At 57.2% G+C, this 26,458-nt stretch carries 23 protein-coding genes; 6 read left to right on the plus strand and 17 right to left on the minus strand.

The annotated features are described in order from the left end of the window. Positions 1-110: 110 nt before the first annotated feature. From mazG to cysM, 4 genes are read right to left on the minus strand one after another with little or no spacing between them, the layout of a single operon-like run. Positions 111-965, minus strand: coding sequence for a nucleoside triphosphate pyrophosphohydrolase (gene mazG, locus D777_RS10115; RefSeq protein ID WP_036131623.1), 855 nt, complete (start codon positions 963-965; stop codon positions 111-113). Then, the gene (gene relA / locus D777_RS10120) at positions 962-3,199 is read right to left on the minus strand and encodes a GTP diphosphokinase (protein ID WP_036131626.1); all 2,238 of its coding nucleotides are present in this window, start codon (positions 3,197-3,199) and stop codon (positions 962-964) included. The genes mazG and relA overlap by 4 nt, the downstream gene beginning before the upstream one ends. 54 nt (positions 3,200-3,253) lie before the next feature. Then, on the minus strand, positions 3,254-4,603 hold the full coding sequence (gene rlmD, locus D777_RS10125; protein WP_051669059.1) for a 23S rRNA (uracil(1939)-C(5))-methyltransferase RlmD: 1,350 nt from the start codon (positions 4,601-4,603) through the stop codon (positions 3,254-3,256). Between the two features lie 27 nt (positions 4,604-4,630). Then, positions 4,631-5,524 carry a cysteine synthase CysM gene (cysM, locus tag D777_RS10130; protein WP_036131631.1) on the minus strand — a complete coding sequence of 298 codons (894 nt, stop codon included), beginning with the start codon at positions 5,522-5,524 and terminating at the stop codon, positions 4,631-4,633. Between the two features lie 223 nt (positions 5,525-5,747). Here cysM and D777_RS10135 point away from each other — a divergent pair, with 223 nt between their 5' ends. Then, entirely contained in the window at positions 5,748-8,624 is a 2,877-nt protein-coding gene (locus tag D777_RS10135) for an ATP-binding protein (RefSeq protein ID WP_036131634.1), read from the plus strand. A 7-nt stretch (positions 8,625-8,631) separates the two neighbouring features. Here D777_RS10135 and pdxJ read toward each other — a convergent pair whose 3' ends face one another. From pdxJ to rpoE, 13 genes are all read right to left on the minus strand, one after another. Continuing rightward, positions 8,632-9,372: a pyridoxine 5'-phosphate synthase gene (gene pdxJ, locus D777_RS10140; protein WP_036131638.1), complete on the minus strand. Its 741-nt coding sequence runs from the start codon at positions 9,370-9,372 to the stop codon at positions 8,632-8,634. Next, entirely contained in the window at positions 9,362-10,090 is a 729-nt protein-coding gene (gene recO / locus D777_RS10145) for a DNA repair protein RecO (protein WP_036131641.1), read from the minus strand. Before recO ends, pdxJ begins: the two co-directional genes overlap by 11 nt. A gap of 7 nt (positions 10,091-10,097) precedes the next feature. Continuing rightward, complete coding sequence (gene era, locus D777_RS10150; RefSeq protein WP_036131644.1) at positions 10,098-11,015, minus strand: GTPase Era; 918 nt, start codon at positions 11,013-11,015, stop codon at positions 10,098-10,100. Next, positions 11,015-11,704 carry a ribonuclease III gene (gene rnc, locus D777_RS10155; protein WP_036131647.1) on the minus strand — a complete coding sequence of 230 codons (690 nt, stop codon included), beginning with the start codon at positions 11,702-11,704 and terminating at the stop codon, positions 11,015-11,017. The genes era and rnc overlap by 1 nt, the downstream gene beginning before the upstream one ends. Then, positions 11,701-12,090, minus strand: a complete 390-nt coding sequence (locus D777_RS10160; protein WP_036131650.1) for a DUF4845 domain-containing protein — start codon at positions 12,088-12,090, stop codon at positions 11,701-11,703. The genes rnc and D777_RS10160 overlap by 4 nt, the downstream gene beginning before the upstream one ends. A 26-nt stretch (positions 12,091-12,116) precedes the next feature. After that, entirely contained in the window at positions 12,117-12,926 is an 810-nt protein-coding gene (lepB, locus tag D777_RS10165) for a signal peptidase I (protein ID WP_036131651.1), read from the minus strand. 11 nt (positions 12,927-12,937) lie between these two features. Next, positions 12,938-14,740, minus strand: coding sequence for a translation elongation factor 4 (gene lepA / locus D777_RS10170; protein WP_036131654.1), 1,803 nt, complete (start codon positions 14,738-14,740; stop codon positions 12,938-12,940). Between the two features lie 105 nt (positions 14,741-14,845). Beyond that, positions 14,846-17,572 (minus strand): bifunctional diguanylate cyclase/phosphodiesterase, encoded by a 2,727-nt coding sequence (locus tag D777_RS10175; RefSeq protein ID WP_036131657.1) that lies wholly within the window; start codon positions 17,570-17,572, stop codon positions 14,846-14,848. Positions 17,573-17,692: 120 nt separating this feature from the next. Beyond that, complete coding sequence (locus D777_RS10180) at positions 17,693-19,081, minus strand: DegQ family serine endoprotease (RefSeq protein ID WP_227501744.1); 1,389 nt, start codon at positions 19,079-19,081, stop codon at positions 17,693-17,695. 168 nt (positions 19,082-19,249) lie between these two features. Continuing rightward, the gene (locus tag D777_RS10185) at positions 19,250-19,699 is read right to left on the minus strand and encodes a SoxR reducing system RseC family protein (protein WP_036131663.1); all 450 of its coding nucleotides are present in this window, start codon (positions 19,697-19,699) and stop codon (positions 19,250-19,252) included. Next, the gene (locus tag D777_RS10190) at positions 19,696-20,718 is read right to left on the minus strand and encodes a MucB/RseB C-terminal domain-containing protein (RefSeq protein ID WP_051669060.1); all 1,023 of its coding nucleotides are present in this window, start codon (positions 20,716-20,718) and stop codon (positions 19,696-19,698) included. The genes D777_RS10185 and D777_RS10190 overlap by 4 nt, the downstream gene beginning before the upstream one ends. Before the next feature lie 18 nt (positions 20,719-20,736). Next, on the minus strand, positions 20,737-21,291 hold the full coding sequence (locus D777_RS10195; RefSeq protein WP_036131665.1) for a sigma-E factor negative regulatory protein: 555 nt from the start codon (positions 21,289-21,291) through the stop codon (positions 20,737-20,739). 15 nt (positions 21,292-21,306) lie between these two features. Further along, positions 21,307-21,993 carry an RNA polymerase sigma factor RpoE gene (rpoE, locus tag D777_RS10200; RefSeq protein ID WP_036131668.1) on the minus strand — a complete coding sequence of 229 codons (687 nt, stop codon included), beginning with the start codon at positions 21,991-21,993 and terminating at the stop codon, positions 21,307-21,309. Positions 21,994-22,127: 134 nt separating this feature from the next. Between rpoE and nadB the strand changes: the two genes are divergently transcribed. From nadB to D777_RS10225, 5 genes are all read left to right on the plus strand, one after another. After that, positions 22,128-23,732, plus strand: coding sequence for an L-aspartate oxidase (gene nadB, locus D777_RS10205; protein WP_201443363.1), 1,605 nt, complete (start codon positions 22,128-22,130; stop codon positions 23,730-23,732). Positions 23,733-23,774: 42 nt separating this feature from the next. Then, positions 23,775-24,047 (plus strand): FAD assembly factor SdhE, encoded by a 273-nt coding sequence (locus tag D777_RS10210; protein ID WP_036131673.1) that lies wholly within the window; start codon positions 23,775-23,777, stop codon positions 24,045-24,047. Continuing rightward, a complete protein-coding gene (locus tag D777_RS10215; protein WP_036131675.1) occupies positions 24,031-24,495 on the plus strand; it encodes a hypothetical protein in 465 nt (154 codons plus the stop codon). Before D777_RS10210 ends, D777_RS10215 begins: the two co-directional genes overlap by 17 nt. A gap of 21 nt (positions 24,496-24,516) precedes the next feature. Next, the gene (gene ygfZ, locus D777_RS10220) at positions 24,517-25,506 is read left to right on the plus strand and encodes a CAF17-like 4Fe-4S cluster assembly/insertion protein YgfZ (protein WP_036131678.1); all 990 of its coding nucleotides are present in this window, start codon (positions 24,517-24,519) and stop codon (positions 25,504-25,506) included. A 115-nt stretch (positions 25,507-25,621) separates the two neighbouring features. Next, positions 25,622-26,455, plus strand: coding sequence for an HDOD domain-containing protein (locus D777_RS10225; RefSeq protein ID WP_036131680.1), 834 nt, complete (start codon positions 25,622-25,624; stop codon positions 26,453-26,455). Positions 26,456-26,458: the final 3 nt, after the last annotated feature.

The raw sequence follows: 26,458 nt of genomic DNA on the forward strand, positions 1-26,458 counted from the left end.
TTGATGGCGCACGGCGCACAGATTCAGTGCAGCCGTTTCCGGAAGTGTAGACGAAGCCTCCCTTCAAGGGGCCACAAAATTGGTAACGGATTGTACTTACCGGTGACAGGTCACACCGGATCATTACCGTTCTTTTCGACTCCTTTCACTTTCTGCCACACGGCATCCAGCGCTTCCAGAGATTCATCGTCCAGATCGCGACCCTCGGATTCCAGCACTCGCTCGATGGCCCGGAAGCGGGCATCGAATTTGTGGTTGGTTCGATTCAAGGCTCGCTCAGGATCAACCTTCAGGAATCGTGCCAGATTCACGCAGACGAACATCAGATCCCCCAATTCGTCCTCAACCGCATCACGGTCGCCGGAACCATTCTGCGCTGAATTCCAGGCTTCCTTGAGTTCATCAATCTCCTCATGGAGTTTGTCAAAAACAGGCCCGATATCTGGCCAGTCAAACCCGTGCCTGGCGGCGCGCTTCTGAAGCTTTTCCGCCTTGGCAATGGCTGGTAGCGTCTGGGCAATGCCATCCAGCCGACTCGAGGGAACATCAGAGACAGGCTTGGCAGCCCGCTCTTCCGCCTTGATGCGCTCCCAGCTTTCCTTGATCCAGGCATCATCAGGACGATTGTCCGGGTCCACCCGGCTTTCCAGAGTGCCCCCGGGGAACACATGGGGATGGCGCCTGATCAGCTTTCGCACGAGATTATCGACGATATCGTCAAAATCGAAGTGGTTATCCTCTTGGCCCAGGCGAGCATAGAAGATGACCTGAAACAGAAGATCTCCCAGCTCGTCTTTCAGGTGGGGAAAATCCTCGCGCTCGATGGCATCAGCTACCTCATAGGCTTCCTCGATCGTATGGGGGACGATCGATTTGTAGTCCTGCTTGGTATCCCAGGGACAACCGGTCTCCGGATCTCTAAGCCGAGCCATGAGGGTCTTGAGGTCGTCGATTGAATAGCTCATCCTCGCTTCCGTTTCACGTCAATAATGTTTGGCAGGTTGCGAATCTGGGCCAACAGACGGGCCAGTTGTTCCAGACTGGAGATCTCCACCGTCACCGTCATCGTCGCGGTATTTTCATCCCGGTTCGTCAGGGTATTCAGAGCCAATACATCACTCTTTGAGTGGGAAAGTACTTGCGTAATGTCCCTCAGCAATCCGGAACGGTCATAGGCTTCGATTTCGATGTCTACCGGGTACACCGCGGCGGGACGACCACCCCAGCTGACTTCGATGATTCGATTTGGCTCAAATTCCTTCAGATTGAGAAAGGTCAGACAGTCCTGTCTGTGCACCGTTACCCCTCGTCCAACCGTGATGTAACCCCCGATTTCATCTCCTGGCAATGGTTTGCAGCATTTCGCCACCTGGGTCTTGAGCTTGCCAACGCCAACAATCTGGATGTCGGATTCGGTGTCGTAGGGTTTATGGCGTTGTGAAGTCAGCCGAAGGTCAAGTTGTTCGGTTTTAGGCTCCAGCATCTGCTGGGCGACATTGGCTACGTGGGCCGGACGCAAATCGCCGGCGCCCACGGCGGCGAACATGTCATCCGCGTCCTGATAGTTCACCTTGCGAGCAAGCTCATTAAGGCTGACGTCATAGAGTGAAAGACGCTTGAACTCATCTTCAAGAATCGCTCTGCCGTCCACAATATTGCGGTCCCGGTCCTGTTGCTTGAACCAATGAGTTACCTTTGCTCTGGCCCGGGATGTCTGGACATAGCCCAGGCTTGGATTCAACCAGTCCCGGCTGGGCGCTGAGTTGTTGGCAGTCAGAATGAACACCTGGTCGCCAGTCTTGAGCGGATAGGTCAGCGGCACAATCCGGTTATTAACCCGAGCACCTCGGCAAGCGTGGCCAATCTCGGTATGAACACGGTAGGCAAAGTCGACCGGGGTTGCCCCCTGGGGCATATCAACAACATGCCCCTCCGGGGTGAAAACATAAACCCGGTCTGAAGCGACATCGGTCTTCAGGTGATCAGCCAGGCCGGATAGATCGCCCAAATCCTCTTGCCACTCCAGCACCTGACGGAGCCAGTTAATCTTGGCTTCATAGCCAGTGGATTTATTACTCTTGTCTGTCCCCTTGTACAGCCAATGTGCACAGACGCCGAGCTCGGCCTCTTCGTGCATCTGATGGGTCCGAATCTGGACTTCCATCACCTTACCTTCGGGGCCAATCACCGCAGTGTGCAACGACTGGTAGCCGTTCTCCTTGGGATTGGCAATGTAGTCGTCAAATTCATTCGGGATGTGCCGCCAGAGGCTGTGCACAATACCCAGGGCGGCGTAACAGTCCCGCACTTCGGGCACCAGGATGCGCACAGCCCGGACATCATAGACCTGAGAAAAGTCGATGCCCTTGCGGCGCATTTTCCGCCAGATGCTGTATATGTGTTTCGCACGCCCGGTCAGTTCGCCCTCAATGCCCGATGCCTTTAGCTCCCGATCCAGGGACTCGATGACACGCTTGATGTAACCGTCGCGATCCAAACGCTTTTCATCCAGCAGCTTGGCGATTTTCTTGTAGGCCGACTCGTGGAGGTAACGGAACGAGAGATCTTCCAACTCCCATTTGATATGCCCAATACCGAGCCGGTGGGCCAGCGGGGCATAAATATCAAACACTTCCCTTGCGACCCGCATCCGTTTTTCTTCCGGTGCATTCTTCACAGCCCGAATCGCACTGGTCCGCTCTGCCAGTTTGATCAGTGCAACCCGGACGTCATCGATCATGGTTACCAGCATCTTTCGGACATTGTCCAGCTGGCCTTCGCTCTGCCCCAGCACATTACCTTTCAGGGGATGATGGATCGAAGAGATCGCCGCCATTTGCTGGACACCGTTGATCAGTGCCGCCACCTCATCGCCAAACGCTTTGCGAACGTCGTCCAACGGAATACGCTCTTCTCGAACAGCCCGATAAAGAATGGCAGCGACCAGGCTGGCCTGATCCAGATGGAGCTCAGCCAGGACCTGAGCCATTTCGATACCGGTCTGGAAACTGCTGGCACCGGGCGCCCAAAGACGATCCTCCCGGAACGCCTGCATATCAATGGCTGCTGCCATTTCGCACGCCTTACGGAACTGCCCCTCATCCTCCAGGTGCGTCTGGGAGGCGATACCCTGAACCCATCGTTCGATATCGATCTCACCGTCACCGGTGATGGCGTAATCTTCGCGAACTTTTACCATGTCTGCCTTTTATTGGTTCTTACGCTGCCATCCCTGGCCGCGCGGTGCATCCCTTTAGCCGAAATCCCGCTCAAACAATGCGATGGATTCCACATGAGTGGTGTGCGGGAACATATCCATCACACCGGCACGCACAAGACGATAGCCGTTGCGCACCATCACACCTGCATCCCGCGCCAGCGTTGCCGGATTGCAGGACACATAAACGATTCGGCTGGCACCGAACGCAGTCAGATACTTGCAGATTTCCTCTGCCCCTGAACGCGGCGGATCAATCAGGATCTTGTCAAAGCCCTCTTTGGCCCAGCTCTGGCCGGTGAAATCACCGTGCAAGTCAGCGCCGTGGAAGTCGACATTATCCAGGCCATTGAGTTCCGCATTTTCGCGCCCCCGAACGACCATGGCATCATCGCCTTCCACACCGACCACCTGCCCGCCTTTACAGGCCAGCGGCAAGGTAAAGTTACCAAGCCCGCAAAACAGATCGAGCACCCGCTCACCCGGCTTGATATCCAGCCATTCCACCGCCCTGTGTACCATGGTGCGGTTAAGCGCTGCATTGACCTGGGTAAAGTCCATGGGATGAAACTTCAGGGTCAGGTCGAATTCTTCCAGCCGGTAACTCAGCCTCTCTTCCGATGCATCCTTGGCTTCCGGCCAGATCCGATGCACGGTATCGGGCCCTTTCGGCTGGAGGTAGATATGCAATTCGTGGGCCTGGCCAAAAGAGATCAGTTTTTCACGATCGCCGTCACTCAGATCGTCCATATTTCGGAACACCATGGCCGCTACATCATCGCCGCAGGCCACTTCCACCTGGGGAATACGGTTGTAGGCGTCCATGCTGTGGAGCAGCTCGCGAAGTGGCAGGATTCGTTCACCAATACGAGGATCCATCACCGCACAACGGTTGATGTCTGTCAGGAAAGTACTGCGTTTTTCCCGGAATCCCACCAATACAGACTCTCGGGCCTTGACGTAGCGAACTCCCAACCTGGCTTTGCGGCGGTATGCCAGACTGTCCGGGGAGCGCAGAGGTTCAATCCATTCGTCCGGCTCTATGCCCCCAAAGTGGGCAAAGTGTTCCCGCAGGGTGTCCTCTTTGAACCGGATCTGGGCATCGCCGCTCATATGCTGCAGACTGCAACCACCACACAGGTCGGCAAACTCGCAGGGCGTTTGCTGACGCTCCGGCGCAGCCTCCAAGACTTCAACCGTCCGGAGCTCGTCGAACTTACTGCGGGTGGTAACCATCTTCGCCATCACCGTCTCACCGGGAAGCGCCCCATCCACGAACTGGGCCTTACCTTCCTGACGGGCAATACCCCGACCATCATGACTCAGGGACTCAACCTCACAGCGCACAGGTTCCTTTGGAAGAACCTTCCTGCGTCGTCTGCTCATACATACATCTCTGTTAGGGAATTCAGTTCAGGCGCCCGGAAAGACACCCGTCGACAGGTACCGGTCGCCGCGATCACAGATAATGGCTACGATCACCGCATTTTCAACCTGTTCAGACAATCTGAGGGCGGCTGCAATGGCACCACCGGAGGATACACCGCAGAAGATGCCCTCTTCGGATGACAGGGCGCGCATGGTCTGCTCGGCTTCTTCCTGGCCGATGTCCAACACCTGATCCACTCTCGGTGCTTCATAGATTTTCGGCAGGTACTCTTCCGGCCAGCGCCGGATACCCGGAATGGAAGCCCCTTCACGAGGCTGAAGGCCAATAATCTGGATGTCCGGATTGCGCTCTTTCAGATAGCGTGAAACGCCCATGATGGTGCCGGTTGTGCCCATGGAACTGACAAAATGCGTTACCCTCCCCTGAGTCTGCTCCCAGATTTCCGGGCCAGTGGTGCGATAGTGCGCCAGGGGGTTATCCGGGTTGCTGAATTGGTCCAGCACCTTGCCCTTGCCATCGGCTTCCATTTCCAGAGCCAGATCTCGAGCCCTCTCCATGCCTTCCTGCTGACTGACCGTAATGATCTCGGCGCCATAAGCCCGCATCGAGGCTCGACGTTCCTCGCTCATATTCGCAGGCATGATCAGCACCATGCGGTAACCCTTGATCGCCGCCGCCATCGCCAACGCAATACCGGTGTTACCGCTGGTGGCCTCAATCAGGGTATCGCCGGGCTGGATGTCGCCCCGACGCTCGGCTTCCTGGATCATGCTAATAGCGGGACGATCCTTTACCGATCCCGCAGGGTTGTTACCCTCCAGCTTAGCCAGAACGATGTTGCTGGTCTCGCCCGGGAGACGCTGCAGGCGAACCAGAGGGGTATGCCCGACATAATCTTCAATGGTGGGGAAATTCATTTGTTTGCCCTGTGGTACACTTTCGGCTTCGCATGATACGCGTTATGGCCACGGTCTCCCAATACAGCTTCTCGCTATATCCATGACCGGAGGCTATAACCGCAGAGAATTTCTGGAGACGCTGGGATTGATACCTCAGCGTGCTACCTCTGGTTCATCTATTCTGACAAGGACGTGATCCCGCATTGACTGCGGGACCCGGGCAATCATTCAGGAAAAGGATATGCGGCGCTGGGGCATTCGAAAAAAAGTGCTGGTGGTCACTCTTATTCCCACCTTGCTGACCACTCTCATGCTGGGGATGTTCTTCACCTACAGCTGGGTGACGAACATCGAGAACCTGCTCAGGGATCGGGGAGAGTCCCTGTCCCGACAGCTGTCGGCTGCCTCTGAGTACGGCCTGTTCACCGCCAACCGTAGCCTGTTGAGTAGCTTGTCCAATGCCCTTCTGGAGGAACAGGACGTTCGCTCCATTACGTTCTTCGACGGCAGCGGCAGCCGCCTGCTGCATACCGGCCCCGGGAGCTCCGACACCCTGGGCGTCGGGTCCCTGCCCGCCGACGAAGCCACCCGCATTAATCAGCACACCAGCACACGGTTTGTCACACCGGTGTTCATGCAGGATCTGATGATCGAGAACATGCTGGACCCGGACGCCAGGCAAACCATGGAGCAACAACGCAAGCCCCTGGGCTGGGTCGCCGTCGAGATGTCCCATATCCGCACTGAAAAGGAGACCTACAAGGCGCTGCTTATCTCTCTGTTACTGATCCTGGCCGGTGTCATCATCAGTCTGATGATCGCCCTTCGCCTTAGCAGGGCCTTTACGGATCCGGTGTTCGAGCTTAACGGCGCCGTTGCCAAACTCAAGGAGGGCAAACTCGATACCCGAGTCCATACCGGCGCGGGCCCGGAATTCGAACAACTCGAATCCGGCCTCAACGCCATGGCTTCGGAACTGAGCAAGGCCCAGGCGGAGATGCAGCAGAACATCGACCAGGCGACGGAAGACCTTCGGGAAACCCTGGAAACCATTGAGATCCAGAACATCGAACTGGATTTCGCCCGCAAGGAGGCGCTGGAAGCGAGCCGGATCAAGTCCGAGTTCCTGGCCAACATGTCTCACGAGATCCGGACCCCTCTGAACGGCATCATCGGCTTCACCGAGCTGCTGCTCAAGAGCCCCTTACCCAGACAACAACGCGACCACCTGAGCACGATACGGAAGTCCTCCGAAATCCTGCTCACCATCATCAATGACATACTCGATTTCTCGAAAATCGAAGCCGGCAAGCTGATTCTGGACCGGGTCCCCTTCCAGCTCCGCGATGTGGTTGAAGAGGTCATGGTGATGCTGGCGCCAGCCGCCCACAGCAAGAATCTGGACCTGGTTCCTCTGGTTTACAACGACGTCCCGGACAACATTATGGGGGACCCGTTGCGGGTCAAACAGGTCATCACCAACCTGGTGAACAACGCCATTAAATTCACCCAGACCGGTGAGGTGGTGCTGCGGGCAAGCCTGGAGGAAGAAGACACCGAGAATAACCGGGTCACGCTCCGGCTCAGCATTACCGATTCCGGCGTCGGCCTGTCCCGCGCCCAGCAACAATCCCTGTTCAACGCCTTCAGCCAGGCAGATGCATCCACTGCCCGACAATACGGCGGCACCGGTCTGGGACTGGCGATATCCAAGCGTCTCGTCGAAGAAATGGGCGGCAAGATCGGCCTCGAAAGTGAATTGGGCAAGGGCTCCACGTTCTGGTTCACGCTGACCTCGGAGTTGTCCGCCAGTGGCGAAACGGTGGCGCCCAAAGACGCCCTTCGAGGGGAACGGGTCCTCTATCTGGAGCAACAGAAGACCACTGGTCTTGCGGTTGAACACATGCTACGGGACTGGGGCATGACAGTGGATCGCGTCAACTCTCCGGCGACCATGCAGGAACAGATCGAGGAAGCCCAGAAGAGTCAGGCGGGTTATGCCCTGGCCATCATCGGCATCACCCGGCACCTGCTCAGCTCAAACCAGTATTGCAATCTCTTGCGGGCACTGGAAATTGAGCGTGATTGCCGAACCCTGATACTGACGCCAACACTGGAAACCCACGACACCCCCTTGTCCGGGCTTGCGAGCGGTCACCTGACCAAACCGATTTGCCGGGATGCCCTATACGATGAGCTACTGCTACTGATTCACGGTATCAACGCAGGCGGTCGTGTGCTGCCCGAAGCGACAACCCCGCTGAATACCTTACCTGCAGGCGCGGTGCCCCGCGTTCTGGCAGTGGATGACAACGAAGCGAACCTGAAGCTGGTTATGACCCTGCTTCGCGACCATCAGATTGATGCGGAGGGTGCCGCCAGCGGCTTTGAGGCTCTGAGCAAAGCCCGGCAGAAACCATTCGATCTGGTTTTTATGGACCTTCAGATGCCCGGAATGGACGGCGTCGAGACCACGGCTCGCCTGCGGGAAATGGACTCGTCCGGGCATCGCACACCGATTATCGCGCTGACGGCTCATGCCCTGGCCGACGAACAGGATCGTCTGATCCAGCAGGGTTTCGATGGGTATATGGCCAAACCGATCAGCAGCACTCAGCTCTCAGAAACCATTCGCGACTACACAGGCTATATTTGCGATCCACGGGATGGCAGCCGGGAAGCACCACTACCGGAAATCAGAGACACTCGACGGGCATTGAGACCTTCAACCCGCAAGATGCAGCAGGACTGCGTGAGTGTGGAGGAAAGCATTCAGTTAGCTGCCGGGAAGGCCGACCTGGCCGAGGAGCTGTTCAGTATGCTGCTGGAACAGATGCACGGGGACATGCCCCAGGTCGAGGCCTACTGGCTCAGCGGCGATATGGACAACCTGCTCGAGTGCGTCCATAAGCTGCACGGCGCAACCCGCTACTGCGGTGTACCCGAGTTGCGGCTCGCGGCGAACAGACTCGAGACGGCCCTGAAATGCGCCGCTCCGGACATCGAGCACCAGAAAAACCAGCTGCTGTCGGCCATGGAGCGCCTGCAGATCTGGAGCGAGCAGACTGATTGGCAGCAACTGTTCCGCGAGCATCACCCCCAGACGGAGACGTCCTGAGCAGCGGTCAGGCTCGCCCGCGGGCCTGATCCAGAATCGACTTCATATCCCGAACTGCATCCTTGAGGCCGGTAAAGACTGCCCGCGCGACAATGGCATGGCCGATATTCAGTTCATTGATACCGGAAATCGCGGCCACTCGTTCTGTGTTGTGGTAGTGCAGTCCATGCCCGGCGTTAACGATCAGACCTTTTTTCCGGGCATAGGCAACGGCATCTTCGAGGATCCTGAACGACGCATCCGCCTCCTCCACTGTTTTTGCCTCCGCATATTCGCCGGCGTGCAGCTCAACCACTGGCGCACCGCAACGCACCGCTGCATCAATCTGAACGGGATCGGGATCGATAAACAGGGAGACCTCGGCACCGATACGAGCCAGGCGCTCGCACGCCTTTGCTACCCTCGCCTCCTGACCATCGACATCCAGTCCCCCTTCGGTGGTCAGTTCTTCCCGTTTTTCAGGAACCAGACATACGCATTCCGGGCGAACCTGTTCAGCAAACGCCAGCATGGCATCGGTGACCGCCATCTCCAGATTCATCTTGGTCTGCAGCACTTCCCGCAACAGGAGAACATCCCGGTCCTGGATATGGCGACGGTCCTCTCTGGGGTGAATGGTAATCCCATCGGCGCCCGCCTCTTCGGCCATCAACGCAGCCTGCACCGGATCCGGATATCGCGTTCCCCTGGCCTGGCGAAGCGTCGCCACATGGTCGATGTTTACGCCAAGCAAAACTCTAGGATTCATGTCGTTCTCCACGAAGATGAATGAATAAACTGCGACTGTGCAGGGGCTTGCCCTGCAACAGGTAGTCCGTCAACACCCGCATTACGCGTTTGGCGACCTTACGGCTGGATTCCGACTCCAGGTCGCCCTCAGCGAGGGCAAGCAAGGCATTTCCGGGTAGGCTCTTCAGGCGGGTGCCCGGCCCGGGAACCGAGACGATCCCCTGCTCCGGATCATAGCAATAGTGTTGGCCCGCCACGACGGGTTGACCATTATCCATGCTCACATCCCACGCAAAACCAAACCCCATCGCCTGGGCAAATGCGGATTCAAATCGTCGGAGCACCGGTTCAACATCGGTACTTGCGGCCAATTCGGCAATGGCATCGATATAGGCGGCGAACAGAGTTGGGTGGGGGTCTGCCGCCGGCAGAACCCGCTGCAGCAGCTCATTGAGATAAAGTCCACTATAGAGCGAAGCGGGGCGTTTGAGCTCCGGACCGGAACGAACATCGGTGTGAGTCAGCGTTTTGAGTTCGCTTCGCCCAGTCCAGTCAAGCATGAGTGGCAGGAAGGGCTGAAGCTGCGCCTTCAGAGGGCTTTTCGCCGTGTTTCCACCACGAGCAATCACTGTGATACGACCGTGATTCAGCGTGAACACGTCCACCATCAGGCTGGTTTCCCGCCAGGCCCGACGGTGAATGACATAAGCGGGCTCCTGCTGCTCCGGCCCCGTCATACAGACCTCAGAAGTCGTTCATCCCAAGACTCTTGAGGGCCCGATCACTGTCGGCCCAGCCGCGCTTCACTTTCACCCAGAGACGCAGCATGATCTTGCTGTCGAACAACCTCTCCATATCGGTTCGGGCTTCCTGGCCGATCCGACGCATGCGTTCGCCCTTGTCACCGATGATGATCTTTTTCTGGCCTTCTCTCTCCACCAGAATCAGAGCGGAAATGTGCAGGGTTTTGCCTTCCCGCTTGAACTCCTCGATTTCCACGGCGACCGCATAGGGAAGCTCGGCACCCAGCTGACGGGTGATCTTCTCCCGGACGATCTCGGAGGCGAGGAAGCGCTCACTGCGATCTGTAATCTGATCATCGGGATAAAAATGGATACTTTCAGGCAGATACCGTCCAACCGCTTCTTCCAGCGGCTGAAGGTTGGTTTCCCTCAGCGCGGATAGAGGAATAATCTCAGCAAAATCCCGCTTTTTCGACAGCATGTCCAGATGCGGAAGCAACGCTTCCCGCTTTTCCAGCTTATCGACCTTGTTGACGGCCAGTATAACCGGACAACGCAGATTGCTGAGCTTTTCCAGAACCATATCGTCGGCGGTGGTCCAGGTCGTCTGATCGACCACAAACACTACCACATCGACATCAATCAGCGCTGACGATGCGGCCTTGTTCATGTACCGATTCAGGGCCCGAGGCTCCTCCTCATGCATGCCTGGCGTATCAACATAGATCGCCTGAACCGGCCCCATCGTCTTGATACCAAGCACCTGATGACGGGTGGTCTGCGGCTTGCGGGAGGTGATGCTGAGCTTCTGGCCGAGAATGTGGTTCAACAACGTTGACTTACCAACATTCGGTCGGCCGACAATGGCCACAAAGCCACACCGGCTATCGGGGTTTTCCGGACGGGTAATATCGTTCATCACTGATTCTCCACACCAAGCTCACGGAGCGCGCTCCGCGCAGCCTGCTGTTCTGCCACCCGGCGGCTGCTACCCGTCCCCGAGGTCTTGCGCCCCAGCGAGGGTAACGCGCAAGACACATGAAAGGTCTGATTGTGAGCTTCACCATCCACCGAAATGACCTCATATTTTGGCAAAGGGAACTGGCGAGACTGCAGATACTCCTGCAATCGTGTCTTGGGATCTTTCTGGGTATCCTGGAGATCGAGCTTTGCCAGACGCTGCTCGAACCACTGCAGGACTTTCTCGCGACAGGTGTGAAAATCACTGTCCAGGTAAATCGCACCAATGATTGATTCAACGGCGTCAGCCAGAATCGATTCCCGGCGGAATCCCCCACTCTTCAATTCGCCGGAGCCGAGCCTGAGGTAATTCCCGAGATCGAATTCGCGGCCAATTTCGGCCAGGGTAACCCCCTTGACCATTCTCGCGCGAAGCCGGCTCAATTGCCCTTCCCGGGCCTTCTCAAAGTTCAGGAAAAGATGTTCGGCGATCACCATGTTAACGATCGAATCGCCCAGAAACTCCAGGCGCTCGTTATTCTGGTTGCCATAACTGCGGTGGGTTAATGCCAGCAGCAGGCGCTCAGGTGAGTTGAACTGATAACCTATGCGCCGCTGTAATTGATCCAGGTCGGGTTGGGAGCTCACTTGCCCTTCATCTCGTATTTGTGCTGGAAGTGGACCACGGTATCCACGTTCCTGAATATGTTGTTGCGAACTTCGTAGTCCACGTTAATGACCACCAGCTCGCCATTTTTCTCCACGGTGATATTCTTGGCCTCAAAACCGCGGACGTTATTCACGCTCAGGCGCTTATTAATCAGCGTTCGGACCTGGGCCGGCCCCATATTGGAAAGCCCCTCGGTACCCTCAAGGCTTTCCAGAGCCTCCTGAATGGTGATGTCATCCAGATAAGCCGGACCAAGTTTGATCACGAGGGTCAACAGGCTGCCGAAAAACAACACCATGACCATGATAGTCAGTGCGGACGCACCCGCTTGCCGGTTCATGGTGGATAAACTGTTCTTCTTCATTATGACTGCGCTCCAGTTTGTCGGAATTATTCGATTCCACCCACACGATCAAAGGATGGCAGACTGGTAAGTGATTTCCAGTGCATCCAGATCGCAAAAGCCTTGCCGACAACCAGTTCGTCCGGAACCATGCCCCAGAACCGGCTGTCATTACTGTTGTCCCTGTTGTCACCCATCATGAAGTAGTGGCCCTCGGGTACAGTCCAGACACCTTCACCTGCAGCACCGGGACGGCCAAGGGTCAGATAGATGTCATGCTCGACACTCCCAAGGTCTTCCCGGCGCAGTTCAACCGGGGGCAGACGGGCGATAAATCGGCTCTCAATCAGCTCTCCATTAATGAACAACTGCTTGTTCCGATATCGGATCTGATCGCCCGGCAGACCAATCACGCGCTTGATGTAATTAGTCTTACGGTCTTTCGGGTAACGGAAAACCATGACATCTCCGCGCTGGGGGTCTCCGACTTCCAGGATCTTGGTGCCCGCCACGGGCAAGCGAAGCCCATAGGCGTACTTGTTCACCAGAATGAAATCACCGACCTCCAGGGTGGGCAGCATGGAGCCTGATGGAATCTGGAAAGGTTCGACCAGAAAGGAACGGAGCACCAGCACGATGGCGAGCACCGGAAAAAATGACCGGCTCAGATCCACCAGGTAGGGCTCTTTGGGCTCCTCACCTTCAACGGCGGCGTCACCATCCACCGCACCCTGACTGTTTCCACTGGACTTGACCGCGGCCAGGCGGCGATCCCGTAAAAACAGCTTATCCGCCAGCCAGATCAGACCCGTCGCGAAGGTCAGAACAACCAGTACCAGAGGAAAATCGATATCCATTCAGGTGCCTTCTATTTGTCCACTTGCAACACAGCAAGGAACGCTTCCTGGGGAACCTCGACATTACCCAGTTGCTTCATGCGTTTCTTACCCTCTTTCTGCTTCTGCAGCAGCTTCTTCTTCCGGCTGACGTCACCACCGTAACACTTGGCGGTTACATTCTTCCGCAGTGCTTTGACGGTCACACGGGCGACAACCTGATTACCAATGGCGGCCTGAATCGCAATATCAAACATCTGCCTGGGGATCAGCTCTTTCATTTTGTCGATCAGCTGACGCCCCTTGTAATGCGACTGATCCTTGTGAACGATCAGCGCCAGAGCGTCTACCCGGTCACCATTGATCAGCACATCCAATCTCACCAGGTTGGCGGGCTGGAACCGGACGAACTGATAATCCAGAGACGCAAACCCGCGGCTCACGGATTTTACCCTGTCGAAGAAGTCCATAACGACTTCGGCCATCGGTAACTCGTAGGTCACCTGCACCTGGCTCGACATGAAGTGCATGTTCTTCTGTACACCACGCTTCTCTTCACACAGTGCGATTACATTACCCAGATGCTCCTGCGGAACGAGAATATTGGCCTCAACAATGGGCTCGCGCATCTCTTCAATAGAGCCAATATCCGGCAGCCTCGACGGGTTGTCCACCGACAGGGTCTCACCCTGCTTGGTAACAACCTCGTAGATCACCGTTGGCGCCGTGGTGATCAGATCGATGTCGTACTCACGCTCAAGACGTTCCTGGATAATCTCCATATGGAGCATGCCGAGGAAACCACACCGGAAACCAAAGCCAAGAGCATCAGAGTTCTCAGGCTCGAAGAACAGGGAGGCATCGTTGAGCGTCAGCTTTTCAAGCGCGTCTCGGAAATCATCGTAATCGTCGGCACTGACCGGGAACAATCCGGCGTACACCTGGGGTTTAACTTTCTTGAACCCCGGCAGCATTGGGGTTTCTTCCGCAAACTTCTGGTGCACGATGGTGTCACCGACCGGAGCACCGTGGATGTCTTTGATACCCGCGACCACAAAGCCCACATCGCCGGCTTCGAGAATATTGGTATCGGTGGGCTTCGGGTTGAATATACCGACCTTGTCGGCATTCCAGACCCGCCCGGTCGATTTGATGACGATCTTGTCGCCTTTTTTCAGCACCCCTTCGGTGACCCGCACAAGGGATACGACGCCGAGATAGTTATCGAACCAGGAATCGATGATCAGTGCCTGCAAAGGTGCACTGCGATCGCCTTTGGGCGGCGGGATCTTGGCAATCAGATCCTCCAGCACGTCTTCCACACCCATGCCGCTTTTCGCACTGCAACGAACCGCGTCGGAAGCCTCAATGCCGATGATGTCTTCGATTTCTTCAGCCACACGGTCCGGCTCTGCCTGGGGCAGATCCATCTTGTTCAGCACCGGAACCACTTCCAGACCCTGCTCAATGGCGGTGTAGCAGTTAGCCACAGATTGGGCTTCCACGCCCTGGCCGGCATCGACAACCAGCAACGCGCCTTCACAGGCATAGAGCGAGCGGGATACCTCATAGGAGAAATCCACATGGCCGGGAGTGTCGATAAAATTCAGTTTGTATTCCTGACCATCCCGGGCCTTGTAATTGAGCGTCACGCTCTGGGCTTTGATGGTAATCCCGCGCTCACGCTCAAGATCCATGGAGTCCAGCACCTGCTCAGCCATTTCCCGGTCTGTCAGGCCACCACAGGTCTGAATAAAGCGGTCTGCCAGGGTGGATTTGCCGTGGTCGATATGGGCGATGATGGAAAAGTTACGGATTCGGCTCAGTTCAGTCACAGACGATGAATACTCACAAAAAGACGAAGGATTGAGCCCGGAAAGGCCGCGACCGGAGTCCGGGAACGGCGTGATTTTACCGGTTACCGTCGCCTATTACCACGATCAGGAGATCAATGGCCTCTCGTACTGGCGGATAAGGAAGCCGATCAGAGCATCTTCATCGAGCGGATAGCTAAACAGGTTACCCTGACACTGCGCACAACCGGCCGTCTGCAGGAAGCTGAGCTGTTGCGGTGTTTCCACCCCCTCTGCGACCACCGTCAGGTGCAATTTGCGGGCAAGGGCTATGACCGCCGAGGCTACATCCGTTGCGCTGACGTTGTAGGGAATATCCCGGATGAAGCGGTGGTCAATCTTGACCACATCCAGCGGCAACTGTTGCAAGGCCACCAGCGAGCAGGAGCCCGTGCCGAAATCGTCGAGAATCAGGCAGACACCGAGATCGTGCAGAGCTACCAACAACTCCCGGAGCATTCGCGGGTCTTCGTTCAGCAGCTCGGCGGGCATTTCCAGTTCCAGTCGCTCCGGCGCCACCCCGGTTTCGGTAATCACCTGTCGAATCATATCCAGGAAGCCCGAATCCGTCAGCTGTCGAACCGACAGGTTAACCGCCATCTTCAGCGATTCGAACCCGGCTCGCTCCAGCGCCTGAACCTGAATGCAGGCCTGCCGCAGAGCCATTTCACCCAAACGGATAATCAGACCTGTTTCCTCGGCCAGACCGATAAACTGCTGCGCCGACACCAGCCCCTTTTCCGGATGGTGCCAGCGCAGAAACGCTTCCACGCCAATCACGCGTTCGGAAGCCAGATCAATCTTGGGCTGGTAATGCAGCACGAAGCGCTCGCCATCCAGTGCCGTTGCCAGCTCCTCCTGCTGAAGCAGGCGGCGCGCGGCCTTGATATTCATCGCCGGGGTAAAGAACTGATAGGTATTGCGGCCAAGCTCCTTGGCCCGGTACATGGCAAGATCCGCAAACTTCATCAGTGTGCCGGAGTCTTCACTGTCGTGCGGAATCATGGTGATACCGATACTGACGGTAATACCGACTTCGTGGTCGTTCAGTCGGATTCGCTGGCAGAGCCTACGCAGAATGCTCTCAGCCACTTTTCCTGCCGCGTTGGAGCCACTGATCCGGGACAACAACACAACAAACTCATCCCCTCCAAGGCGAGCGACCGAATCCTCCTCGCGAACACAGCCCTCAAGCCACTGTGCCACCTGACGCAGCAGCTCATCACCAGCATCATGCCCCAGGGTGTCGTTGATCCGCTTGAAGCCGTCCAGATCCAGGAACATCAAGGCGGCGGGTTCGCCGCTACGCCGGCAACGACGTACCACATGATTGAGCCGATCCCGGAACAACTGCCGGTTCGCGAGCCCGGTCAGCGGGTCGTAGAATGCCAGCCGGTGCAGCTCGGACTGAGCCGCCTTCAGCTGGGTAAGATCCCGCAGACTGAGCACCACACCATACACCCCCGGCACGGACAACATGGCGGTAAACGTACCTTCCATATCCCGCCATTGACCTTCCGCATCCCGGATACGCGCCCGGATGACCGGCATCTGTTTACCCGGCGCTTTTACCGCCTCCTCGAATCCCTGTTGCAGATGAGGCCAGTCATCGCCATGCACCAACGTCTCAAAATCCAGCCCCTGAACGCTTTCAGGATCGAAGCCAAGAATGTCCAGGCTGGAAGGGCTGGCATAAGTCGCATTACCAGAACGATCCAGCACCAGGGTGACATTGGCGGCCCCTTCAGTAATCGCCCGATAACGGCCAGCGCTTACCTGAGCCATGAGCCGTGAGCGGATCAGCGCCAGCACAAACAGATAGAGCAACAGACTGATGATCAGGCCACAGCCCAGCACGATCGGGGGACGAGGATCCGATGCCAGGAAATCAAAGGCCGGCGTGGAGCGGGTTTGCAACAACCAGTCTCGGCCACCGGCGGTGACAATCTGTTCCATCTGGAAGCTGAAGTCATTGTCCAGAGAACCCAGATTGGAGCCATACATCAGGTTCTCGCGCACCGCGACACCCGCATCATAGATGCGAACATCCAGGAACGGGGAAATAAGCCCAACAATACCGTCGATGAGATTATTCATCCGGAATGCGCTGAATACGTAACCGGACAGCATCATCCGGCGTTCAGCACGGATTTCAGGGGTTTTTCCTCCCTGGTACACCGGGTAGTACATCAGGAAGCTGGCCTGGTCCTCGGCGACCTCTTCCTGCACCAGAACCACTTTCCCGGTGACGGTTGGAATGGCATCGTCACGGGATTGCTCCATGGCGCTTCGGTGCACCGGGTCACTGAACGCGTTATAGCCCAGGGCACGCCGGTTTCTCTCGGTTCCCGGCTCCAGGTAGACCATCGGATAGTAATAGGGACCCGTTCCGAGCGGGTTGACCAGATAGTTGATCACCCCCTCAGCACGAACCGACGCGATGTGATCGGCCATTTGCCGGACGCCGACGCGACGGACATAGCCGATGCCCTGGATACCCGGGTAATACCGGTTGATATCAACCTTATCGATATACTCCCGCCACTGATCCCGTGAGACATCTCCGGTCACGGCAAACAGACCGGCACTGCCTGCCAGGACCTGTTCATAGTTCAGGAGTCGTTCTTCAATGGCGGTTTTAAGCTGAAGGGACTGATTGCGAAATCGGGCCTCGGTGCGGTCTTCGACCAGGCGAATGGACAACTGCCACAACACGACTGTGACGACGATCGCTACCAGGAACACCAGCCAGGCGACCCAGGCGTTCCGGAACTCCAGCAGTTGTCGGAGAGAGATATCCTTTTTGTGCATCATCTGATCAGTCCGTTCCGTGGCCGAGCTGTTTTGTCAATTCCGGCGAGTATAGCAAAAAGCCCCCGAGAGTGTCGCCGACGACACGCTCGGGGGCCTTGTCAGACAGTTCGAAAGAAGCGGTCAGGGCTTCATGACAAGATAGCTGGCTCGTCCTTCCCGAATGACCCGAACGGAGACCGCACGGCCATCGGGCAACGACTCGACAACCTCCTTGAAATCACTCACCGACGACACCGGCTTACGATTGATCTCGGTGATAACATCCCGGGGACGAATACCGGCCCGATAGGCAGGCCCTGGCCCGACCTGGGTCACGACCACACCGCCTTTAACCCCAATGGCATCCGCCATTTCAGCGGGTAGCGGCTCGACGGTCATACCCAACGGCGCAGCGGATGAGCTTCCGGACTCCGGTTGATTGTCAGGCTGCGCATTGCCACCTTGCTCCGGCAGCTTGCCGATGGTCACGTCAACATCGATTTCATCACCGTTTCTCAATACCGTCAGACGGGCAGATTCACCGACAGCGGTCCGACCAACCATGGGCGGCAGATCCGACGAGAGCTGAATTTCCTCGCCATCGTATTCCAGTACGATATCACCCGACTGCAGTCCGGCCTCCTGCGCCGGTGATCCCTGCATCACCTCGGCGATCAGCGCCCCTCTCGGACGACGCAGTCCGAACGAGTCTGCAAGATCCTTGCTGACTTCCTGTATCAACACACCCAGCCAGCCCCTGGCCACGGTGCCGCTGTCACGAATCTGCCGAAAGACATTCATGGCATCGTCCACCGGAATGGCAAAAGAGACCCCCATGAAACCGCCCGAACGGGTATAGATCTGTGAATTGATGCCAACCACTTCGCCGTCAAGATTGAACAGCGGGCCACCGGAGTTGCCGGGGTTGATCGCCACGTCGGTCTGGATAAATGGTACATAATTCTCAGAGGGCAGCGACCGCCCTACCGCGCTGACGATACCCGCGGTCACGGTATGATCAAAACCGAACGGGGAACCGATGGCAAAGACCCACTCTCCGACCTTCAGGTCCTGCGAGCGACCGATCTTGACCACCGGCAGGTCATCACCGTCTTCAATCTTGAGAACCGCAACATCGGATCGGGGATCGGTACCCACCAGCTTCGCCGGCAGTTCGCGACGATCGCTGAGTCGAACAGTGATCTCATCGGCACCTTCAACGACGTGATTATTGGTCAGCACATAACCATCATGAGAGACGATGAAGCCGGACCCCATCGACTGACGGGGCTGCCGGTTCGGCGCCCCACCAAAGGGTGACTGCTGGCCACGGAAAAAGTCCTGGAAGAACTCCGGCAATTGCTCGAGCTGGCGCTCGTCAAACGGCATGCCGCGAAAACGAGAACCCTGCGCCTTTGGCGTGGTGCTGGTGCTTATGTTGACGACCGCGCTGGAGTTGTCTTCAACCAGCTCTGTGAAATCCGGCAACTCCCTGGCACTCACGCTCTGACTCCAGAGCACCACGATCATGACAGACAGCAGACACAGCGCCTCCAGCCCCCGGCGCACCGGGTAGGAAACTAACGGCTGGGAAAGCACACTGGACGGTTTTGGCATGTTGATCCCCCTGTTTGAACGTTGGTCAGAATCTTATCTTGATCCTGTGAGAGCGTATTTCAACTTACAAAACGGTAGGGTTTATAGACAGGTACCGGAAGGAATCCGGTTCACCCGGAGAAGCTTGGGTTCGTATTGCTGACGACCGCGCCTCTGCAGAGTTGAGCTTGCGAGAACTCCACTGGCAAGGCCTACCAGCGCCCCGGTGATTGACCAGCCATCAGAGCCTCCGGATAACTGATGCGCCGACAGACTCCCAATGATCAACAACAACAGCGGGATGGCGTAGACAATCAATGACGCTCCCAGCAAGGCTCGCTCATCAATGCCGATCGTCACGTCATCCCCGACAACCGCGTCGACAGTGTTCGCAACCAACACCTGATTCGCGCGCCCCCCGGTCGCTGTCGCCAGTACTCTCTGACCACAACCACTGCGTGCAGAACAACTCTGACAGGCACTGGCACGAATGGTCTGCACCCAGGCCTGATCGCCCTTGAGCGCAATGACTCTCCCGGTTTCGGTAATCATGGCCGCCCCACATTGAGGGCCAACGCACTGTCTACCTGAACCGACTCGGCGACCTGTTTGGCGGTTTTCGGCGGCACTTCCCCGACGACAGTAATCAGATATCGAGAATCGCCCGAGCCAAGCTCGCGCATGTATACGGTGGTGGCACCTATACGCGACACACCGGAGGGCATTTTTACAGTGCCTTCCGGCTCCACAAAGATCGAGAACGCGGCAACACCATCTGAAAACGCCACCGCGTGTCCACTGCCAGAGCGCGGCGCTGCCGCTGGCAGGAATCCTTCTGGCAACCATCCCGGGCGCCAACCATCCAGGTCAAGATTCACGGGAGCTGCCACCTCATCCTTCGGGCTCACGGAGCGGGCAATTGCCCGCCCCTGCGTTTGTATTTCAAACTCGCTATCAGGAATGTCGTCGGTGATCTCCAGGCTGGTAAACTGGAAATGCTCCAGCACCTTGCCAGCACCGCCAACGTTGCTCTTGACCAACAACCCCGTGGACTTCTCCAGCCACAGGCGATGGTTGTATCGAAACGCATCTTTCGCGTTCAGGGCAACAATGACCGCGCTGTAGCCGGCAACCCGATCTTCTCCCACCAGTTCTACGTTATACCATTGACTCAGAGGCACGCTCTGGTTGGAGAAGGCTTTGGCAAACGGGCCGGATGGAATCACCTGATTCAGTCTTACCTTGCCCTGACGCGGTAACACGCAGACAACATCGGTCCCCTTGCGGACAATTTCACCGCTGCCGCCATCCTGAATAACCAGGCGTTCCTGAACCTTGTCGTCCCGGTAGCGATGGGCAATGCGCATGGAATGCACGCTATCACCCCGGGCGTAGACAAACACCCCTCTATAGGAAGTCATATTCAGAGCTGGCCCGAGTTGTTCCAGCCAATCAGCAGCAGACTTCGAACGCTCCCCAGCGCCGTAGACGGACACAGGAACGATAAGCGCCGTAAAGACCAGGAATATCGCCAGCCTATTCAGCACGTTGTATGAACCCGGGATTGCCATGTTTCACGCCACTCCAGATCAATATCCACCGCCATTCGCACTGACCACTCGGGCATAGCCCACGGAACCGCGCCCCGCTCCCACACTGTTGTGCTGGGCATGTTCAAGCAGATATCGGCTCATGTACTCCCACTGCTTCTGGTCCAGCCCCTGCAATGCAATCTCGGGCTCTGGCCCCACTACGCCAGATGGCTCTGCGGTACTGGTCGCCAACTGAGGCTGGCTCCCGGCGTCGACCGATTCCCACCCGGCACCGGCTCCAAAACCCACGACCAGCGCCACTGCGATCATGGCCACAGCCGGCCATCGCCATCGGTGCCGGGTCCGGCCCGGAGCTTGTGCCGCAGAAGACAGTTTCGGGCGACCATCCAGGGCCTCCCGGACAGCGTCACTGACATCAACGGCGTCAACCGGCGACTGGCCATGGTGCATCAGATCACGGACCTGTTGCCACCGACGCCACTGATCGCACACCTGTTCCTGCGACGGGTGGGATAAGAGACGGCGAACCGACAATTCGTCCGCTTCGTCGTCCATCATCGCTGATAGTGTTTCTCTGAGACGGTCATCCATGGGATGCAACCTCAATTACGTCACTGAATGATTAAGCAGCGGCCCGAGATGGCGGTCGACCGCATCCCGCGCCCTGAAAATACGGGAACGCACGGTGCCTATAGGACACTCGAGAATCCCGGCAATATCCTCGTAACTCAAACCGTCGTACTCCCGGAGCAAAAAGGCGGAACGCAGATCTTCCGGCAACCGCGAGATCGCCTCCGCCAACGCCTGCTGCAACTCCTCTCGCTGAAGCATTCGCTCTGGAGATGCGACATCGCGCAACCGGCTACCATCGTCAAAATTTTCAGCCTCGGACACATCGGCACTGCCCTGGGGACGACGCCCCCGGGATTCCAGATAATTCTTTGCGGTGTTGACGGCGATGCGATAGAGCCAAGTGTAGAAAGCACTGTCACCGCGAAACCGATCAATCGCACGGAATGCCTTGACGAACGTTTCCTGAGTCAGATCCATCACTTCCTGGCTGTCGTAAACGTACCGACTGATGATTGAGGCCACCCGTGACTGATACTTCACGACCAACAGATCGAACGCTGCCCTGTCACCGTTACGCACCTTGCGCACCAGTTGCAGGTCGGTCTGACTGTCAGAGTGATCACCCTGTTTCTGATCGGTATCAGGAGTCATGGACGGCGTGCTGCTATTCCCTGTTTTCACGGCCAGTTGACCGGCCTGTACGAGCTTTGGTTGAGTCATGTGTGCTGTCCGGCGTCCATTGATTACCCGGGTAAGACCGCTGTGCGAGCAGGTTACCCTGTCAGGCGAAATAGACAGCAGGGACAAAGTTTAGTTCAATAGACCCCCTCATTATGGCCCGCGATCACGACCCAATGCCACAGTCCTACGAATTCGATGTCCTGATAATCGGCAGTGGTGCTGCCGGCCTGACCGTTGCTCTGAATCTCCCGGAGCACCTCCGGGTCTGCGTCCTGAGCAAGGCCGCCATTTCCAGCGGAGCAACACTGTGGGCTCAAGGGGGAATCGCAGCCGTCCTCGATGATGAAGACTCCATCGAGGACCACATCAAGGACACTCTCGCTTCCGGGGCAGGCCTGTGTCACGAGGACGCAGTGCGTTTCACCGTCGAACACGGTAAGGAAAGCATCGACTGGCTGATCAATTCCGGTGTCGATTTCACCCGGGACGAGAACGCTGACTACCATCTCACCCGGGAAGGCGGACACAGCCATCGACGCATTATCCACGCGGCTGACGCCACGGGGCATGCGGTGTCAACCACCCTTGCCGACCAGGCAAAGGCCCGCCCCAATATCGACTTAATGAGTAGCCGGGTGGCCGTCGATCTGATTACCAACCGAAAACTGTCGCTCCCTGGCAACCGCTGCGTCGGCGCCTACATCCTGAACCTGGACACCAACCATGTTGAACTGTTTCGGGCGCGGTTCACCGTTATCGCAACCGGTGGAGCCTCCAAAGCGTATCGCTACACAACCAATCCGGATGGCGCGTCCGGGGATGGCATCGCCATGGCATGGCGGGCAGGCTGTCGGGTTGCAAACATGGAATTCAATCAGTTCCATCCGACTTGCCTGTATCACCCGCACGCCAAGTCTTTCCTGATCACCGAGGCGGTTCGTGGTGAAGGCGGCGTATTGAAGCTGCCCGACGGCAGCCGTTTCATGGATCGGTTTGATGACCGCGCCGAGCTGGCGCCAAGGGACATTGTGGCCCGAGCCATCGACCACGAAATGAAGCGTATCGGTGCGGATCACCTGTACCTCGACATCAGCCACAAGCCTGCGGATTTCATCAAGCATCACTTCCCCACAATTTATGAGAAGTGCCTGGGCTTTGGCATTGATATCACCCGGGAACCCATCCCGGTCGTACCTGCCGCCCACTATACCTGTGGTGGGGTGATCTCGGATGTTCGAGGCCGGACCGACGTCAATAACCTCTATGTTGTCGGCGAAGCCGGATTTACCGGCCTCCATGGTGCCAACCGCATGGCCAGCAACTCCCTGCTGGAATGTCTGGTCTACGGTCGCTCCGCGGCGGCAGACATTACCCGCCGGGAAGCCGACATCCCGGCGCCGCCCGATGCGCCCGACTGGGACGAAAGCCAGGTCCGGGATTCTGACGAAGACGTCGTTATCTCCCACAACTGGGATGAACTCCGTCATTTCATGTGGGACTACGTAGGCATTGTGAGAACCACAAAGCGGCTGCAGCGAGCCAAGCATCGGGTTGACCTGCTGTCACGGGAAATCAGCGAGTTTTACAGCAACTACCGGGTTACCAACGATTTGCTGGAGCTGCGCAACCTGGTGACCGTCTCAGACCTGATCATCTGCTCAGCCCTGCAGCGCAAGGAGAGCCGGGGCCTACACTACACACTGGACTACCCGGGACTGCAAGGCGAAGCAAAAGACACCACGCTGGTACCAACAAGCTACCGGACTTCGTCGCCCTGAGCGACACACATTCTTTCTGACACCAAGCCAACGGAAACTTCTATGTCCGACAACACACCCTCTTCCGACAAGCCCGAGTTCAGCCGCCTCTGGTGGCACAGCCGCCGCGGCATGCTCGAACTGGACGTCCTGCTGATTCCTTTTCTGGAAAACGTCTACCGGGACCTGCCAGAAGAAGACCAGGCCCGCTATCGGAAACTGCTTAGCTGCGAAGATACCGACATGTTCGAGTGGTTCATGCAACGAAGCCGCCCGGAAGATCCGGACCTGCAACGCATGGTGGATATGATCCTGAATCGTGTCCAACCGGATTGATATTCCTCTCTCAGCATCCATACCTGCGGGCCTGCTAAGCATCGTACCCTGGCTGGTCCTTTTGCTGTTTTCCTCAGTATCGGGCGCGATGGGCCATTCCTGGCTCTGGATCGGGACACTGGTGGCGTTCATCGGCGGCCTTTACCAATTCCGCTCAACCGGGATGCTCACGCTGGCCTCATCAGTCATTGCCGTGAGGCAGGACCAGGGAAGGCTCTCGGTGCTTCTGGCCGATGGCCGCGAAATCGGCGTCCGGGCAACGGGCAGCAGCAGGATCGGTTCTCGCCTGACACTCTTGAAACTGCGTCCGGTCGACACCAGATTAGGCTCTTACTCAAGCATTCTTCTGGCCAGCACCCGCTGGTGGGGCGGAAACGTTCCGAACAACGAGTTTCGCCGTCTCAGGGTATGGCTTCGGCTCGGCAAATCCGAGCAAGACCACGCCTGAATCCACAACCCGGAGAGATCAATGACAGATACTGGCAGCCACAACCCGGCGCAATCGGTCAATGCAAGCAGCCCGTCGCCCACCTCGGGATGGGCGCGCGTGACTAACCAGGTCATCGTGCGCGTCACCGGCCCCGGCACCAACCAGTTTCTCCAGGGGCAATTCAGCCAGCACCTGGATGAAGTAGTAACAGGGCACTCACCCCGCGCGGCAGCCTCTAACCCGAAAGGGCGCGCTTACTGCCTGACACGATTGGTTCGGGCTGGTGACGACGTCCTGATGACTCTGGACTCAGGTCTTGCTGACACCATCCTGAAACAGCTACGGAAATACCTGATGCTGTTCCGGGGCACATCGGCAGACCTCCTCGAGTCCGGCAGAGTCTATGGCATCCTCGGTACCGATGGGACATCCCTTGCCGCTGACGGGCTCGAGCAACCTGGGGATACCCGCGCCGTGGAGAACGGCTATCTGGTACGGGTGGAGCCCACAGCCGATGGAACGCAGCGCTTCGAACTCTGGCAAACGCAGGACGGCAACAACACGCTGAAACCAGAGCATGAAATCCCACTCGCTGACTGGTTGGCATCTGAAATCGAAGCAGGCGTGCCGTCGCTCACCGACACCACCCTCGAATCCTATGTGCCACAAATGCTGAACTGGCACAGGCTGGGCGGAGTTCATTTCAAGAAGGGCTGCTATACCGGGCAGGAAATCATCGCTCGCATGCATTTTCTCGGGCAACTCAAGAAAAGCCTCTACCGTCTCTCCATTGACAACAGTGAAACGGCACCCAAGCCTGGCACTCGGATTCTGTCTGGGGAACGCGCTGTGGGCGATGTTGTTAATGCCATTCGATACACAGACGGGCACGTCGAATTGCTGGCCGTCATTCGTCACGATGCGGCATCCGGCGATCTGAGTATCGAAGACAGCGGCGCCATCCTGAATCCGCGCCCTCTTCCCTACAGCGTCCCTGAGCGGGAAGATCAAGCCTCTCCAGATACATAAGTTGACAGGCAAATACTCGGGAATTTGCTATAAATAGAGTCACGTAAAGAACTTTTCTGGGGGAGCGGCAATCCCTGCCTGTTTCCCACTTCAGACCAGCGGATAATGACCACCCATGTCGAACATTGTCGAAACCATTAAAACCGAACTGATCTCTGCCATCGAGAATGACAAACTGGTGCTTCCCACTCTGCCGGAGGTTGCTCTTCAGGTGCGGGAAATTGCTGAATCGGAGGATTCCGCAATTGCTGATCTTGTAAAGGTCATCAGCAACGACACGGCTCTGTCTGCTCGTATCATCCGGGTATGTAACAGCCCCCTCTTTCGTGGCAGCCGGGCCATCGAAAACTTGAACATGGCGGTCAGTCGTCTGGGTATGGCCTACACCAGCAACCTGGCCATGGGTCTCGCCATGGAACAGATGTTCCAGGCAACCTCTGACATGATCGACAAGCGCCTGCGGGCCACCTGGCAAACCAGCACCGAGGTCGCCGGCGTGTGCCACGTGTTGGCTCAGCACTACACAAAGCTCAAGCCCGACCAGGCCACCCTTGCCGGGCTCGTTCACCTGATCGGCGTTCTGCCAATCCTCCGCTACGTTGAGGACAAGGACATCCAGATCAGCTCCATCATGCTGGACAACGTGATTGATGAGCTGCACCCACGAATTGGGTCAACCATCCTCAAAAAATGGGACTTCCCGAAAGAGTTGCAGAACGTGCCGCTGGAATACGCCAACTTCCAACGGGAAGTACCTGCGCCGGATTACGCCGACCTGGTCATGGTCGCCAACCTTCAGTTGGTCGCCGGTACCGATCACCCCTGGACAGAAATGGACTGGAATACCATCAGTGCCTTCAACCGCCTTGGCCTCGACCCCAATATCGACATGAGCGAGGAAGAAGATCTGAACGCCCAGATGGAAGCGGCGATGGCCCTGCTTCAGTAAGAG

The organism is Marinobacter nitratireducens (assembly GCF_000708045.1).
Lineage (GTDB): Bacteria > Pseudomonadota > Gammaproteobacteria > Pseudomonadales > Oleiphilaceae > Marinobacter > Marinobacter nitratireducens.

Excerpts from the sequence above, each read along its gene's own strand:
- mazG (WP_036131623.1), bottom strand. The coding sequence starts at position 965 with ATGAGCTATTCAATCGACGACCTCAAGACCCTCATGGCTCGGCTTAGA.
- relA (WP_036131626.1), bottom strand. The coding sequence starts at position 3,199 with ATGGTAAAAGTTCGCGAAGATTACGCCATCACCGGTGACGGTGAGATC.
- rlmD (WP_051669059.1), bottom strand. The coding sequence starts at position 4,603 with ATGAGCAGACGACGCAGGAAGGTTCTTCCAAAGGAACCTGTGCGCTGT.
- cysM (WP_036131631.1), bottom strand. The coding sequence starts at position 5,524 with ATGAATTTCCCCACCATTGAAGATTATGTCGGGCATACCCCTCTGGTT.
- D777_RS10135 (WP_036131634.1), top strand. The coding sequence starts at position 5,748 with ATGCGGCGCTGGGGCATTCGAAAAAAAGTGCTGGTGGTCACTCTTATT.
- pdxJ (WP_036131638.1), bottom strand. The coding sequence starts at position 9,372 with ATGAATCCTAGAGTTTTGCTTGGCGTAAACATCGACCATGTGGCGACG.
- recO (WP_036131641.1), bottom strand. The coding sequence starts at position 10,090 with ATGACGGGGCCGGAGCAGCAGGAGCCCGCTTATGTCATTCACCGTCGG.
- era (WP_036131644.1), bottom strand. The coding sequence starts at position 11,015 with ATGAACGATATTACCCGTCCGGAAAACCCCGATAGCCGGTGTGGCTTT.
- D777_RS10160 (WP_036131650.1), bottom strand. The coding sequence starts at position 12,090 with ATGAAGAAGAACAGTTTATCCACCATGAACCGGCAAGCGGGTGCGTCC.
- lepB (WP_036131651.1), bottom strand. The coding sequence starts at position 12,926 with ATGGATATCGATTTTCCTCTGGTACTGGTTGTTCTGACCTTCGCGACG.
- D777_RS10175 (WP_036131657.1), bottom strand. The coding sequence starts at position 17,572 with ATGATGCACAAAAAGGATATCTCTCTCCGACAACTGCTGGAGTTCCGG.
- D777_RS10180 (WP_227501744.1), bottom strand. The coding sequence starts at position 19,081 with ATGATCGTGGTGCTCTGGAGTCAGAGCGTGAGTGCCAGGGAGTTGCCG.
- D777_RS10185 (WP_036131663.1), bottom strand. The coding sequence starts at position 19,699 with ATGATTACCGAAACCGGGAGAGTCATTGCGCTCAAGGGCGATCAGGCC.
- D777_RS10190 (WP_051669060.1), bottom strand. The coding sequence starts at position 20,718 with ATGGCAATCCCGGGTTCATACAACGTGCTGAATAGGCTGGCGATATTC.
- D777_RS10195 (WP_036131665.1), bottom strand. The coding sequence starts at position 21,291 with ATGGATGACCGTCTCAGAGAAACACTATCAGCGATGATGGACGACGAA.
- rpoE (WP_036131668.1), bottom strand. The coding sequence starts at position 21,993 with ATGACTCAACCAAAGCTCGTACAGGCCGGTCAACTGGCCGTGAAAACA.
- nadB (WP_201443363.1), top strand. The coding sequence starts at position 22,128 with ATGCCACAGTCCTACGAATTCGATGTCCTGATAATCGGCAGTGGTGCT.
- D777_RS10210 (WP_036131673.1), top strand. The coding sequence starts at position 23,775 with ATGTCCGACAACACACCCTCTTCCGACAAGCCCGAGTTCAGCCGCCTC.
- ygfZ (WP_036131678.1), top strand. The coding sequence starts at position 24,517 with ATGACAGATACTGGCAGCCACAACCCGGCGCAATCGGTCAATGCAAGC.
- D777_RS10225 (WP_036131680.1), top strand. The coding sequence starts at position 25,622 with ATGTCGAACATTGTCGAAACCATTAAAACCGAACTGATCTCTGCCATC.